The sequence below is a fragment of the Brevibacterium sp. W7.2 genome, from assembly GCF_018137945.1.
GTDB lineage: Bacteria > Actinomycetota > Actinomycetes > Actinomycetales > Brevibacteriaceae > Brevibacterium > Brevibacterium sanguinis.
The window spans coordinates 1,330,865-1,344,483 of sequence record NZ_CP073089.1; the positions used below are offsets into that span (position 1 = coordinate 1,330,865).

At 68.9% G+C, this 13,619-nt stretch carries 15 protein-coding genes; 9 read left to right on the plus strand and 6 right to left on the minus strand.

Annotation, left to right across the window (positions count from 1 at the left end; translation table 11 throughout):
- Nucleotides 1-18: 18 nt before the first annotated feature.
- Nucleotides 19-612, minus strand: a complete 594-nt coding sequence (locus J9315_RS05955) for a DUF3515 domain-containing protein (protein WP_211978999.1) — start codon at nucleotides 610-612, stop codon at nucleotides 19-21.
- Between the two features lie 34 nt (nucleotides 613-646).
- Here J9315_RS05955 and thiL point away from each other — a divergent pair, with 34 nt between their 5' ends.
- The 4 genes from thiL to rsmD all read left to right on the plus strand — a co-directional run bounded on the left by thiL (nucleotide 647) and on the right by rsmD (nucleotide 6,138).
- Entirely contained in the window at nucleotides 647-1,699 is a 1,053-nt protein-coding gene (thiL, locus tag J9315_RS05960; RefSeq protein ID WP_211979000.1) for a thiamine-phosphate kinase, read from the plus strand.
- Nucleotides 1,700-1,705: 6 nt separating this feature from the next.
- Entirely contained in the window at nucleotides 1,706-3,337 is a 1,632-nt protein-coding gene (locus J9315_RS05965) for a DAK2 domain-containing protein (RefSeq protein WP_211979001.1), read from the plus strand.
- Complete coding sequence (locus J9315_RS05970) at nucleotides 3,334-5,481, plus strand: ATP-dependent DNA helicase RecG (RefSeq protein ID WP_211979002.1); 2,148 nt, start codon at nucleotides 3,334-3,336, stop codon at nucleotides 5,479-5,481. Before J9315_RS05965 ends, J9315_RS05970 begins: the two co-directional genes overlap by 4 nt.
- Nucleotides 5,482-5,553: 72 nt before the next feature.
- Nucleotides 5,554-6,138: a 16S rRNA (guanine(966)-N(2))-methyltransferase RsmD gene (gene rsmD, locus J9315_RS05975; protein ID WP_211979003.1), complete on the plus strand. Its 585-nt coding sequence runs from the start codon at nucleotides 5,554-5,556 to the stop codon at nucleotides 6,136-6,138.
- An 86-nt stretch (nucleotides 6,139-6,224) separates the two neighbouring features.
- Here rsmD and ehuA read toward each other — a convergent pair whose 3' ends face one another.
- The 4 genes from ehuA to J9315_RS05995 are packed head-to-tail and all read right to left on the minus strand — an operon-like array spanning nucleotide 6,225 to nucleotide 9,371.
- Complete coding sequence (gene ehuA, locus J9315_RS05980) at nucleotides 6,225-7,037, minus strand: ectoine/hydroxyectoine ABC transporter ATP-binding protein EhuA (RefSeq protein WP_211979004.1); 813 nt, start codon at nucleotides 7,035-7,037, stop codon at nucleotides 6,225-6,227.
- Nucleotides 7,024-7,683 carry an ectoine/hydroxyectoine ABC transporter permease subunit EhuD gene (ehuD, locus tag J9315_RS05985; protein ID WP_211979005.1) on the minus strand — a complete coding sequence of 220 codons (660 nt, stop codon included), beginning with the start codon at nucleotides 7,681-7,683 and terminating at the stop codon, nucleotides 7,024-7,026. Before ehuD ends, ehuA begins: the two co-directional genes overlap by 14 nt.
- The gene (gene ehuC / locus J9315_RS05990; protein ID WP_211979006.1) at nucleotides 7,680-8,471 is read right to left on the minus strand and encodes an ectoine/hydroxyectoine ABC transporter permease subunit EhuC; all 792 of its coding nucleotides are present in this window, start codon (nucleotides 8,469-8,471) and stop codon (nucleotides 7,680-7,682) included. Before ehuC ends, ehuD begins: the two co-directional genes overlap by 4 nt.
- A gap of 15 nt (nucleotides 8,472-8,486) precedes the next feature.
- A complete protein-coding gene (locus J9315_RS05995; RefSeq protein ID WP_211979007.1) occupies nucleotides 8,487-9,371 on the minus strand; it encodes a transporter substrate-binding domain-containing protein in 885 nt (294 codons plus the stop codon).
- Between the two features lie 102 nt (nucleotides 9,372-9,473).
- Between J9315_RS05995 and J9315_RS06000 the strand changes: the two genes are divergently transcribed.
- The 5 genes from J9315_RS06000 (at nucleotide 9,474) to J9315_RS06020 (ending at nucleotide 12,988) form a co-directional block, all read left to right on the plus strand.
- Nucleotides 9,474-10,220, plus strand: coding sequence for a GntR family transcriptional regulator (locus tag J9315_RS06000; protein ID WP_211979008.1), 747 nt, complete (start codon nucleotides 9,474-9,476; stop codon nucleotides 10,218-10,220).
- Nucleotides 10,221-10,298: 78 nt separating this feature from the next.
- Entirely contained in the window at nucleotides 10,299-10,814 is a 516-nt protein-coding gene (locus J9315_RS06005) for a hypothetical protein (RefSeq protein WP_211979009.1), read from the plus strand.
- Nucleotides 10,811-11,272: a hypothetical protein gene (locus tag J9315_RS06010; protein WP_198499168.1), complete on the plus strand. Its 462-nt coding sequence runs from the start codon at nucleotides 10,811-10,813 to the stop codon at nucleotides 11,270-11,272. Before J9315_RS06005 ends, J9315_RS06010 begins: the two co-directional genes overlap by 4 nt.
- Nucleotides 11,273-11,308: 36 nt before the next feature.
- A complete protein-coding gene (coaD, locus tag J9315_RS06015; RefSeq protein ID WP_144588246.1) occupies nucleotides 11,309-11,797 on the plus strand; it encodes a pantetheine-phosphate adenylyltransferase in 489 nt (162 codons plus the stop codon).
- 3 nt (nucleotides 11,798-11,800) lie between these two features.
- Entirely contained in the window at nucleotides 11,801-12,988 is a 1,188-nt protein-coding gene (locus tag J9315_RS06020; protein WP_211979010.1) for an MFS transporter, read from the plus strand.
- Nucleotides 12,989-12,991: 3 nt separating this feature from the next.
- Here J9315_RS06020 and J9315_RS06025 read toward each other — a convergent pair whose 3' ends face one another.
- Complete coding sequence (locus tag J9315_RS06025; RefSeq protein ID WP_211979011.1) at nucleotides 12,992-13,447, minus strand: hypothetical protein; 456 nt, start codon at nucleotides 13,445-13,447, stop codon at nucleotides 12,992-12,994.
- Nucleotides 13,448-13,619: the final 172 nt, after the last annotated feature.

Genomic DNA, 13,619 nt, shown 5'->3' on the forward strand with positions numbered 1-13,619 from the left:
GGTCCGCGGGGCTGACCCTCAGGGGGTCGGGGCGGGGGAGACCTCGACGCCGGAGTCACCGGGCGGGGTGCTCGGCTGACCGGGGATCTCACCGACATCCTCGGCGCCGACGCATTCGTCCTGGGCCTCGAAGACCTGCATGGCGGGGGAGACGGTGGCGAGCACATCAGAGCCCGACGCGAGCTTGCGGTTGACGAGGACCTCGACGGCCGGGGTGCGTCCGTAGCTCGTGAACACCCACGTGTCGTCGTCCTCCCCGCCCTTGGAGATCCAGTCGACGCCGCTGACGCTCACGCACTGGTCCGTCGTCGGACCGGGCGGGGTGACGCCGCAGCGGACGACGGCGACGTTGGGATCGCCCCACGCCTTCGTGCCCTGCGAGGAGGTGTCGCGCACCTGCTGGCCGTCGAGTTCGTCGGGCAGGCGGAGCATGATGTCCGCGCACTGCGGGTTCGCGGCATCCGCCGCGGGTTCGACGACGACCGTGCGGGCGCAGCCGGACAGGGCGATGCCGAGCACGGGAAGGGCGAGGGTCACGGCGGCCGCGGAGCGCAGCACGGGCGAGCTGGACTGAGCCTGCGAGCCGGGCGACCGGCGGAGGAACGAACGCATGGAACTACCGTATCGTCCCTATAGGGTTGGATGTATGCCACAACTGTCCGAACTCGGCGAAGCAGACGTGCTCGACCGCCTTCTCGCCCACAGACGCGCAGGTGCCGTCGAGATCGTCGGCCCCGGCGACGACGCCGCCGTGACGAATCTCACGGGCCGGCTCGTCTCGACTGCCGACATGCTCGTCGAGAACGAGGACTTCACGCGCACGTGGCTCGACTGGCACGCGCTCGGCGTCAAAGCCGCCGCCCAGAACCTCGCCGACGTGTGCGCGATGGGGGCCCTCCCGCACGGACTCCTCGTCTCCCTCGCCGTCCCCGACACCACCGAGGTGGCCGACCTCGAAGCGCTCTTCCAGGGCATCGTCGCCGAAGCCGACCGGGCAGGGCAGGCGCTGCGGACCGCGGTGCCCGTCATCGGCGGCGACCTCTCGTCCTCGGGCCTCATCGTCGTCGCGCTCACCGCGCTCGGGTCCGCCGAGGCCGGTCACGCGATCACCCGGGCCGGGGCCAGGCCCGGTGACGGCATCTGGCTCGCCGGCACCCTCGGTCGCGCCGCCGCCGGCCTCGACCTGCTCTTCGCCGGCGCCCGCCCGGACGAGCTGCCCGGCGAGCTGACCGCCCTCATCGACGCCCAGCTCGCCCCGCAGCCGGACTACGCGGCGATCGCCGCGCTCATCGCCGCGGGGGGTCCGGAAGGGCCCGTCGCCTCGGCGATGATCGACGCCTCCGACGGTCTGAGCACCGACCTCGGTCGGATCGCGAAGGCCTCCGGAGTGCACGCCGACCTCGACCGGGCCGCCCTCGACCCGCTCCTCGCCCCGCTGCTGTCGGCCGCGGAGTACGTCATCGCCGCACAGGGGAACAACGCGAAGGCGGAGAGCGCACAGGCCTGGTCGGACGCCGAGGCGCTGGCCCTCCACTGGGTCCTCGACGGCGGGGAGGACCACGGCTTCGTCGCGTCGGCGGCCCACCCCGGTCCTCACCCGGTAGGCTGGCGGAGGATCGGTGAGATGCAGGCAGGCAGCGGGGTCAGCCTCGACGGCGCACCCGTGCCGACGAGCGGCTTCAGCCATTTCGGGAAGTGACGGACGATGGACGTGGGACCCAATCCGGCCATCGGGCTCAACGGACGCCTCGCCGCCAGATGGGCGCGGAGGGCCGTCGACCGGCTGCGCCGTGAGCGCGCCGAGATCGACGAACTCAACGTCTTCCCCGTCCCCGACGGCGACACGGGGACGAACATGTACCAGACCCTGCGCGCGGCCTACCGGGCCGTCGAGGAGCTGACCGGACCGGTCACCCTGCCCGAGGTCGTCAAGGCGATGGCCGCCGGGGCCGAACGCGGTGCCCGCGGCAACTCCGGTCTCATCCTCTCCGTCGCCCTCCAGGGAGTCGCCGACGCCCTCGACGGGGTGACCGTCGCGACGCCCGAAGCGCTCGCCTTCGCCCTCGAACTCGCCTCCCACCGGGCCCGACAGGCCGTGGCCCGGCCCGTCGACGGGACGATGCTCACGGTCCTCGACGCGATGGCGACCGAAGCCCGCGAACAGGCCGACGACGGAGCCGCCCTCGTCGATCTCATCTCCGCCGTGCGGATGCGCTCCCGCGACGCCCTGCGCGAGACGACCGGTCAGCTCTCCGTGCTCCGCGAGGCCGAGGTCGTCGACGCGGGATCGACGGGCATCGTCGAACTCTTCGACCTCCTCTACGCGACCGTCTCCGGCCGCACGAGCCAGGGGTCGATGATCGGGGAGGTCGCGAAGGCCCCCCGCATCGTCCACGAGGCCCGTGCCGAGGAGCTCGAGATCGTCGCGGTCCTCGGACGCACCCCGTCAGGCGACCTCGCCGAGGCGCTCGAGGGGCTCGGCGGCACGTCGATCGTCATCAACGGGGTCAAGGTCCACGTCCACGTCGCCGACGAGACCGCGGCCGCGGCCGTCCTCGACCGCCTCGGCGAGGACGGCATCGCCCGCCTCGACATGGAGGATCTGCGCCTCCACGAGGAGGCGGGGGAGACGGCGCTCATCGCGCTCGTCCGCGGCACCGGACTCCAGCTCCACTGCGCGCTCAACGGCGCCACGGTCCTCGACCCGACGGTCGTCGACCCCGAGGCCGTGCCCGGCATGGGCCGGGGGACCGGGCCGAACCACCTTGCGACCGCCGTGGCCGAGGTCGTCGAAGCCGAGGAGCGCGACGTCATCGTCATCCCCAGCTCGTCCGGGGCGCTCTCGGCACTGGCGGGGCTGCGCGGCAGCGCGCACCTCGTCCGCTCCCGGAACGTCGCCACCCTGCTCTCGGCGCTCGCCGTCTACGACCCGTTCGCCCCGGTCGGGGAGATCTTCGCCGACATGACCGACGCGGCAGCCGGCACCCGGATGGGCACGATCGTCTCCGCCGAGCAGCTCGAGATCCACGCCGTCACCGGCGCCCTCAACGTCGTCGACGAGGACACCGCGGGGGCGCATCCCTCGCAGTTCTATCGCGTCGTCATCGACGGGAAGGCGAAGTCGCAGAGCACGGAGCTCTCCACGCTCGTCGTCAAGCTCGCCGACCGCCTCCTCGGCGCCGGCGGGGAGCTCCTCACCGTCGTCCACGGACCCGGATGCTCCGCCGAGGTGCTCTCCCACCTGCGAGAATGGCTGCGGAAATCACACGACCACGTTCGCCTCCAGGAGATCGACTCCCGGGACCGGGCGACCCTGCTCATCATGGGAGTCGAATGAGCGCGCGGCTTGCGGACTACTTCTCCAAACGGGACCTCACGGGCCTGAAGAAGCGGGGGATCACCTCGGTGACGGATCTCCTCCGGTTCTTCCCCAGGCGATTCCTCGTGCCCGGGGAGAAGACGCCGCTCGGCGAGCTGCCGCTGGGGGAGACCGCGATCATCCAGGCCGAGGTGCTCTCCGTCGACACCCGGCGGATGCGGCAGCGGCGGGGGACGATCACCGACGTCATCGTCCACGACGGGAAGCGGTCGATGAAGATCGCGTTCTTCAACCAGCAGTGGCTCGACGCGCAGCTGACCCCCGGCCTCGTCGTCGTCTTCGCCGGCAAGGTCGAGGAGTATCGGGGGCAGCTCACCCTCGGCTCGCCGGTGTGGCTCAACCGGGACGAGCACGACACGAAGTGGACGCCTGAGGACCTCAACTCGCCGTTCCCCATCTACCCCCGGGTCAAGGGGATCGCGCAGACCAGGCTGTGGAAGGCGATCAAGGTCCTCCTCGACGTCGCCGGGCCCGAGGAGTTCGAGGATCCGCTGCCCCGGGCGCTGCGGGAGACGTACGGGCTGCCGGATCTGCGCACAGCATTGAACGACATGCACCGGCCGACGACGACGGCGGCGACCGAACGGGCGAACTTGCGGTGGAAGTGGGAGGAGGCGCTCGCCCTGCAGACCGAGCTCGTGTCCCGGCGGGTGGCCTACGAGCAGTTCGAGGCGACCCCGCTGCTGCGGGTCGGCGAACGGTCCCGGCGCTTCGACGCAGGCCTGCCGTTCGCGCTCACGGCCTCCCAGGAGCGGGTCGGTCAGGAGATCGCCGGGGACCTCGCGCAGTCGACGGCGATGCACCGCCTCCTCCACGGCGACGTCGGCTCGGGCAAGACGGTCGTGGCGCTGCGGGCGATGCTCATGGCCGTCGACTCGGGGGCGCAGGCGGCGATGCTCGCCCCCACCGAGGTGCTCGCCTCCCAGCACTTCGCGTCGATCGAGAAGCTCCTCGGGGAGCAGATGGCGCTGTCCCCGCTGCTCTCCGGCGATGACCAGGTGCGGGTCGCCCTGCTCACCGGGTCGATGCCGGCCAGGGAGCGCAAGCAGCTCGCCCTCGATCTGGCGACGGGCCAGATCGACATCGTCGTCGGCACGCATGCGCTGCTGTCGGATTCGACGATGTTCGACAGTCTCGGCCTCATCGTCGTCGACGAGCAGCACCGCTTCGGCGTCGAGCAGCGGGAGGCTCTGCGGGCCAAGGGCGGGATGACGGTGCCGCACACCCTCGTCATGTCCGCGACCCCGATCCCGCGGACCGTGGCGATGACGGTCTTCGCCGACCTCGACGTCTCCACGCTCGAGGAGATGCCGGCGGGCATCAAGCACATCACCACGCATGCGGTGTCTCTGAGCGACCATCCGCACTGGATGTCGCGGATCCTCGAACTCGTCCGGCAGGCCGCCAAGGCGGACAAGGGCACATTCGTCGTCTTCCCCCGCATCGAACCGAGCGACATCGAGAACGCGGAGACCGGAGAGGTGACCGGGATCCGCCCGGGCATCGAGGAGTTCCTCGAGACCCTCAAGGCGGCTCCCGAACTCGCCGGTCTGCGCTTCGGTCTCCTCCACGGGCGGATGTCGACGGCGGAGAAGGACGAGGTCATGCACGCCTTCGCGACCGGCCGGATCGACATCCTCGTCTCGACGACCGTCATCGAGGTCGGCGTCGACGTGCCGCGGGCGACGATGGTGGTCGTCGCCGAGGCGGACCGTTTCGGCATCGCCCAGCTCCACCAGCTCCGGGGCCGGGTCGGTCGTGACGGGTCGGAGGCGATGTGCTTCCTGCTCACCGACCTCTCCGAGGCCGATGAGAGCTTCGACCGGCTGCGCACCGTCGCCGGCACCCTCGACGGGTTCGCGCTCGCCGAGTACGATCTCGATCTGCGCGGTGAGGGCGATGTGCTCGGGGCCTCGCAGTGGGGCGGGTCGTCGCTGCACCATCTCTCGGTGCTCCGCGACACCGACATCCTCACCGCCGCCCGCGCCGAGGCGGAGAGGATCGTCGACTTCGACCCGTTCCTCGAGGACATGCCGGCGCTGCGGGCGTTCCGCCAGCGGGTGCTGCCTGCCGACTCCGCACATTTCATTGAGGCAAACTGAGTATCTGAACTGTCCGCATCCGGACTGTCACCATCCGGACCGACAGTATCCGGACCGATTGAGGAGGGCGCTATGAGGATCATCGCGGGAGCGCACAAGGGATCGCGGCTCGTCACCCCGGGCGGCAACGCCACGCGACCGACCTCAGACCGGGTCAAGGAGTCGCTGTTCTCGATGCTCGAGGGCTACGGGGTGCTCCAGGCCGCCAACGTCCTCGACCTCTTCGCCGGCTCCGGCGGGCTCGGGTTCGAAGCGATGTCGCGCGGGGCGGCACAGGTCGTCTTCGTCGACTCGTCCCTCGCCTCGATCCGGGCGCTCGAGGCGAACGCGGACAAGCTCGGCATCGGACATTCGACGGCGGTGAGCAGCGCCGATGTCATCCAGTTCCTCGGCACCCTGCCCGATCCGGCCCACCCCGAGGCCCGGGTCTTCGACCTCGTCTTCATGGACCCGCCCTACCCGCTCGGGGAGGACGCGGTGACGCAGGTGCTCAGCCGACTGCGCAGCCACCTCGACGAGGAGTCGATCGTCGTCATCGAACGCTCGTCCCGGGCGCCGGAGCCGACGATGCCCGAGGGCCTCGAGGTCTTCCGCTCGAAGACGTTCGGCGAGACCGCGCTGCATTTCGCCCAGCTCGAGGTCGACGCCGGCGCCTGAGCGGCGAATTACGCCCTCAACCGACAAATACGCCGTTAGCTGACCGCGTATTTGTCGGTTCACCGCGTCGGAATGAGTGGGGCGGCTCAGAGCACGCTCGAGAGGAACGATTTCGTCCGCTCGTGACTCGGGTCGTTGAAGATGAGGTCGGGCGGACCCTCCTCGAGGACGAGGCCGCCGTCGAACATCATCACGCGGTCCGAGACCTCACGAGCGAACTGCATCTCGTGGGTGACCAGCAGCATCGTGATGTCCGTGGTCTCGGCGATGTCGCGGAGCACGGCGAGGACGTCGCCGACGAGTTCCGGGTCGAGGGCCGAGGTCACCTCGTCGAGGAGGAGGATCTCCGGGCTCATCGCCAGCGCGCGGGCGATCGCGACGCGCTGCTGCTGCCCGCCGGAGAGTCGGCTCGGATGCTCATCGGCCTTCTCCGAGAGTCCGACCCGCTCGAGCAGCGACTTCGCCTCGGCGACGGCCTCCTCCTTCGACTTCCCGAGCACATGGACGGGGGCTTCGATGATGTTCTCGATGACGGTCATGTTGGGGAAGAGGTTGAACTGCTGGAAGACCATGCCGATGCGCGTCGTCATCTGCCGCGTCGTCTTCTTCGGCAGCTCGACCCGTTTCCCGTCGCGTTCGGCGAAGGTCAGCGGCTGGCCGTCGATGTAGATGTACCCGCCAGTGAGCTCTTCGAGGGTCATGACGAGGCGGAGGATCGTCGTCTTGCCCGACCCGCTGGGGCCGATGAGCGTGACGCGCTCTCCCGGGGCGACGGTGAAGTTGAGATCCTTGAGCACCGTCGTCGTTCCGAACCGCTTCTCCACATCCCGGAACTCGATCGCCGGTGCCCCGGCGGTGGTGTCGATGTGCGGGGACGGGGTGATGTCAGTAGGTGGCAAGGCGCCGCTCCAATCGTTGGATGAGGAGGGAGGTCGGGTAGCTGGCGGCGAGGAAGATGAGGCCGGCCAGGGTGAAGGCTTCCGTGTAGGCGAACTTCGAGGCGCCGAACTGCTGCGCCGAGGTGACGAGTTCGACGACGGAGAGCGCGAAGAGGAACGGGGTGTCCTTGAACATCGCGACCGCGTAATTGCCGAGCGACGGGATCGTCGCCCGCAGGGCCTGCGGGAGGGTGACCGCGGTGAAGGTGCGCACCGGCGGCAGGGAGAGGGCGATGGCCGCCTCCCGCTGGCCGGGTGGGACCGCGTCGATGCCGGCTCGGTAGCTCTCCGACATGTACGTCGCATAGTGGATGCCGATGACCGCGGAGCCGATCGCGAGCGCCGGAATGCTCGCGAGCGCCGGGATCTCGGCGAACCCGGTGTAGACGAACACGAGCTGGACGACGAGCGGGGTGTTGCGGACGAACGCGACGAACAGACGCACGACCCAGTTGATCCACCGCGGCAGGGAGCGGATCGCCACGGCGAGGATGAGGCCGAGGATGACGGCGATGATCGTGCCGACGACCGTGGCGATGAGCGTGTTGACGAAGCCGCGCAGGAGGATCGGCAGAGCCTCGGCGGCGAACTCCCAGTTCCAGTTCACAGCGGCGCTCCGTATCCGACGTTGCCAGTGCTCTGCCCGGCGGCGGTCTGCGGGCCGCCCACCTGCGTGGCACCGACGCGGGCCTCGCGCCGGGCGGCCCGACGGTCCGTGCGCGAATTCGGGCGCCGCCTGCCGAGGCGCTTGACGGCCCGTCGTTCGAGGAAGTTCATGAACTCCTGGAGCAGCCACGCGATGACGAAGTAGATGAGGAGGCCGACGGAGTACGCGAAGAACGTGTCGTTCGTCGACATCCGCAGCTGGCCGATCTTGTCATTGAGGTCCGAGAGCGTGATGAAGGAGACGACCGCAGTGCCCTTGAGGAGCTGGATGAGCAGGGTCGCGAGGGACGGGATCATCAGCGCCCACGCCTGCGGGAAGATCACCCGCAGCATCCGCCTGGCCGGGGAGAGGCTGAGCGCGATCGCCGCCTCCAACTGGCCCTTGGGCACGGTCGCGATCGACGACCGGACCACCTCGGCGGAATAGGCACCGTAGTTGAGCGCCAGCGCGCCGATGCCGCAGAGCATCGGGTCGAGTTGGACGTCGAAGAGCGGGAGGACGTAGAAGAGCCAGAAGAGCTGCACGAGCAGGGACGTGCCGCGGAAGAACTCGACGATGATCCTGGCCGGGATCCGCAGCCAGCCGTGCGCCGAGGTCATCGCGAGTCCGAGGACGATCGCGATGACCAGGGCGCCGGCGGCTCCGGCGACCGTGAGGATGAGCGTGACCTGGATTCCCTCCCACACCTGCGGGAGGAAGTCGAGGAGTGCTGTGAACTTGTCGGTCATGAGGTGCGGTCGGGGTCAGGAGCTCGCGGTCGGCAGTTCGCCCTTGCACAGTTGATCGGTGGTGATCGAACCGTCGGGGCGCTCCGCCGCGGTGAAGCCGTACTGGCCGACGATGTCGAGGTACGCCTGCTCGTCGCTGACGATCTTGTCGAGCTCCTCGTTCCACGCATCGCGCAGCTCGGTGTCGTCGGTGCGGAAGACCGTGGCACCGGCGCCGACCTGGGGCACGCCGTCGATCTCCTGGACGAAGGACTCGCTGACCTCGACGTCGGCGTCAGGCGAGTTCTGGGCCATCCAGTTGAGCGAGATCCCTGTGAGCGCGAAGACATCGGCCCGGCCCGTCGTCACAGCGTCCATGCCGTCCTGCGGGGTGCCGACCTGCTGGGTCTCGATGCCGAGCTTCTTCGCGTAAAGCGTGCTTTCGATTGCTCCGGTCATCGTCGCGAGCTTGAGGCCCTTGGCCTTGACGTCGTCGAGGTTGGTCAGACCCTCGCCGGCGCCCTTCTTCGTCATCAGGGCTGTCGTGTACATGAACTCGGGGTTGCCGAAGGCGGCCTGCTCGCAGCGTTCGGGGAGGATCGACATCCCGGCGGAGATCGCATTGAAGCGGTCGGCGTTGAGCCCGGGGATGAGGGAGCCGAACTCCGTGTTGACGCCGTCGAGGTTCTCGACGCCGAGGTTGGAGAAGACCTCGCGGGCGAGCGCGACGCTCGCCCCTTGGAGTTCTCCGCCCTCTTCGAAGCTGTACGGGGCCTCACCGGCGAAGCCCACGGTGATCTCGCCGTCGTCGATGGCCTGCTGGAGCGTGCTCTTGTCCGAGTCGCTTCCGCCGCACGCGCCCAGGGTGAGGGTGAGTGCAAGGATCGATGTCGCTGCGGCGAGTCCTTTCATGACTGTCATGACAGGTCCTTTCTCAGAACGTTGTGACGTGCATCTCAGCGTCCATTCAATCCCCTGTCTGTCCGGATGTCACACTGTCTGACAAAGTTATATCCTTGTGACATGAGTCATCCGCGCACGTCCGAGCTGCCCGTGCTGCGCAGAGTCGTGCGTTCATCGACGATCGATCTCGTCGCCGAGGAGATCCGCAACGCGATCTACCGCGGCAGTCTGCTGCCGGGGCAGTCGATCAGCGAAGTGCGCACCGCGGAGCTCCTCGGCGTCTCCCGCCCCTCCCTGCGCGAAGCGCTCCAGCGCCTCGTCAGCGAGGGAAGCGTCAGTCATGCCCCGGGGCGCGGAGCCTGGGTCAAACGGATGGAGGCCGCCGACATCGACGACGTCTACGCCGTGCGGGAGGCCATCGAAGTCCAGGCGGCCCGCCTCATCATCCGCGGGAACCGGCGGACGGCGCTCATCGAGGATGCGCTCGCCGATCTCGAGGCGGCCATCGACGGCAATGTCGCGCGCGCCATCGGCGACGCCGACCTCGACTTCCATCACGCGATCGTCGCGTGCTCGGGCTCGCCGAGGCTGGGCTCCCTCATGCAGGCATCGATGGTCCACACCCGCCTGCTCTCCCTGTCGGCCCCCGACGGCTACGAGGTCCGCTGTGATCTCGTCGACGTCCACCGCAGCCTCGCCGCGGCGATCGCCGCCGGCGACGAAGGCGTTGCCGTCGAGCTCATCGGCAGGATCTCCGCCGAAGCCGTCGCCCGCCTTCACCACGAGAAGTCCGACCCCGAGCCCGTCGTCGTCCGCGGGGAGGGCACCGCCGCCGGCGATGACCAGTGGTCGAGCCTGCGGGGCTGACCTCCCGGTTCGGCCGGACGTCTCTGCCGGATGCCGGGGGAGTAGAGTCGACAGTGAGACCGCAGCTGAGGAGTTGAGATGATGACCGCTCACGCCGTCGTCGAAGCCGGACGAGCCGCACCCGACGCATCGTACCCGAGGAGCGGGTTCTGGCCGTTCGTCCGGGAGGCGGTGAGCACAGCCGCCGTCGGCACTGTGCTCATCCTCGTGCTCGCGACGATCATCGTCTCTCCGTACGAGATCATCGCTGCATGGTTCGGGATGATCTATCTCGTCGCAGTCGTCATCGCGGCGCTCATCATCGGATTCGTCCTGCGGCGCAGGACCACGCGGTCGCGCGCTCAGTCCGTCCTCGGGATCGGCGCTGTCGGTGCCGCCGCAGTCGGACTCGCCGTGCTCTGGTCGGTCATGTTCTCCATCGGCTCCGGGGGCGCGACAGCCGACACCGTCGTTGTCCTCCACGGCGTCCACTTCCTCTTTCTCTTCGGGGCGATGATGGCTGTGGCGATCGCGTGGCATATCTGGCAGGGTGTCCGAACCCACCGTTCAGGGCAGGCTCGCGCCACGCCTGAGCGGGATACGATGAGGCCATGACCGCCTCGCCGACCTCGTTCCCCGCCCGCTTCCGGGTGCTCGTCGGCGAAGCCCTCGTCGTCCTCCTCATCGCCATCGCCGTCGTCATCGTCCTCGTCCGCCCGTCCGTCGGGTCATCGACGGTCATCGTCGCGTGGTTCGGTCTCCTCTTCGGCGCCAGCGCGGTGGCGGCCGCGCTCGGCCTGGGAATCGTCATCGCCCGCACCGCCCTGCCGCTGACGACCGTCATGCGCCTGGGCTGGCTGGGTCTCGTCGGCCTCAGCGCCGCCCTGCTCTCGGTGCTCGCGATGAGCGTGCTGGCCACCTCGGTGGGGGACGGGTCACCCCAGCTGGCGGTGAAGTTCCAAGCCGTGCACTCCCTCATCTTCTGCGGGGCCATGCTCGTCACCGGCGCTGTGTGGCACGCGTGGCTCATCCAGCGCGAGCGCGGACTGCCGTTCGGACGGCAAGCGGACTGACCGCGCCGCGACGAGGCGGCGGGATACGATGAGGCCATGAAGGTCGTCAGTCCCGGTTCCTATGATCCGATCACCATGGGTCATCTCGACATCATCGCCCGTGCGGCGAAGCTCTTCGACGAGGTCGTCGTCGCCGTCGTCCACAACCCGTCGAAGACGGGCCGGTTCGATCCGGACACCCGCGCCGAGCTCATCCGCGCCTCCCTCGACGCCGATGAGCGCACCCGGGATGCTGGGAACATCACGATCGACGTCGTCCCCGGCGGCCTCCTCGTCGACTACTGCGCCAGGATCGGGGCACCCGCGGTCGTCAAGGGCCTGCGCTCGGGCACGGACTTCGCCTACGAACTGCCGATGGCGCTGATGAACAAGCACCTCACCGACCTCGAGACGATCTTCGTGCCCGGCAACCCCGAGTTCGAACACGTCTCCTCCTCGCTCATCAAAGAGGTCCACAGGAACGGCGGGGACATCACCGGCCTTGTGCCCGAGCCCGTGCTCGCCGCGCTGAGCGCCGACTCGTAAGGCATGCAGGCGACTCCTTCCTCGTCCCGGGCCTGGTTCACAGGCCTCGTCGTCCACACCGTCCTCGCACACGCGACGTACAACGGCGTGCGCGTGCTCATCTCCTACCGCACCCTCGAACTCGGCGGCACCGGGGTCGTGCTCGGCCTCATGACGGCGTGCTATTCGCTCGTCCCGCTGCTCACCGCGCTCTTCGTCGGCCGCCTCGTCGACCGGGGGTATGCGACCGCGGTGCTCTGGGTGGGCACCGTGCTCTCGATCCTCCCCGTCGCACTCGCGGCCATCGCCCCCAACCTCGGCGTGCTTCTCGTCGCGACGATGAGCCTCGGCTTCGGTCAGCTGCTCACCACCGTGGCCTCGCAGGCGCTCATCCCGCAGAGCTTCCCGGCCTCCCGCCTGACCGCGAAATTCGGCCACCTCACCCTGGGGGTGTCGATCGGGCAGACGATCGGCTTGCCCCTGGCCGGCATGATCGCCGACGCCACCGGCGGGTCCCCGCACATCGTCGGCGCCCTGTGGTTCATGACGGGGTTCTCCGCGCTCACCCTCATCGCGGCGGTCATCGTCATGCTCCGCGGGCGGACCCCGCATGTCTCCCGCGCCGAGGCGGCCGAAAATGTCCGTACCCCGTGGGCACTGCTGCGGATCCGGGGTATGAAGCCGGCGATCCTCGCGTCGATGGCGACTCTGGCCGCCGTCGACCTCATGACCGCGTACCTGCCGCTCATCGGGCAGGAGAACGGGTTGAGCGTGACGACGGTGACGTGGCTGCTCGCGTTGCGGACCTTCGCCTCGGTGATCTCGCGGATGATCATCGGGATGCTCGCCCGTCGGTGGGGGAGTCTCTCGCTGCTGTGGACCGCCTCGGCGACGGCGGGGATCTGCGTCATCCTCATCCCCGTGCTCACCCAGACGTGGAGCCTGGCGATCCTGCTGGCGATCGCCGGGTTCTGCTTCGGGCTCACCCAGCCGCTGACGATGACGTGGGTCTCGACGCTCTCGGACCCGGCGAACCGGGCGGCGGTGCTCTCGATCCGGTTGGCCGGCAATCGGTTGAGCCAGGTGGCGATCCCTTCGATCGCCTCGGTGCTCACGATCATCGCCGGCTCCGGTGTCGTCTTCACGATCTCCGGGGCGCTGCTCCTCCTCGCAGGCGGGGTGACATGGCGCAACAGTCACGAGAAGTGGTGAGGGTCAGGGATTCGGGTTGCCGAGCGTCTCGAGTTTCCTGCGTCGGCGGCTGAGGCTGCTGATGATCAGGTACGCGTAGAGGCCGGTGAAGACGGACCAGATGAAGGCGATGATGGCGAGGTTCTTCCACACCGAACGCGGGTCGTCGAGGTAGACGACGGGCCTGTCCTCATCGCCGTTCCAGCGCACCTGCTGCGGTTCGCTCGCGGTTTCGCGTGAGAGGTCCTCGCCGAGGAGGGCGTTGTCCACCGTTGTGCCGTCGGTGCCGGTGTAGGTTCCGCGCCAGGCGCACATGACCTCGCCGTTCTTCGGCAGACCGCAGTCGCGGGTGAGGGCTTTGAACTGTCCGGTCTCCACGCCGACGACGAAGATCTTGGCGACATCGATCGCGGCCGAGATGGCGAGGATCGTCGTCACCGTGAAGAGGAGGGCGACGATGGACACCCAGATGGTGCTCATGGTGTTGATGGTCTGTTTCGACGTCACGCGATCACAGTACCGACTCGGGCAGGGAAATTCCTCGGCGCTCATGCCTTGAGGTGCGGTAGCCTGGCGCAACGGCACGGAATCGGGGTGACGAGGAACACCTCGGCGAGGTCCGGGCGACGATTGGCAATGGTCGGCGGAGTTG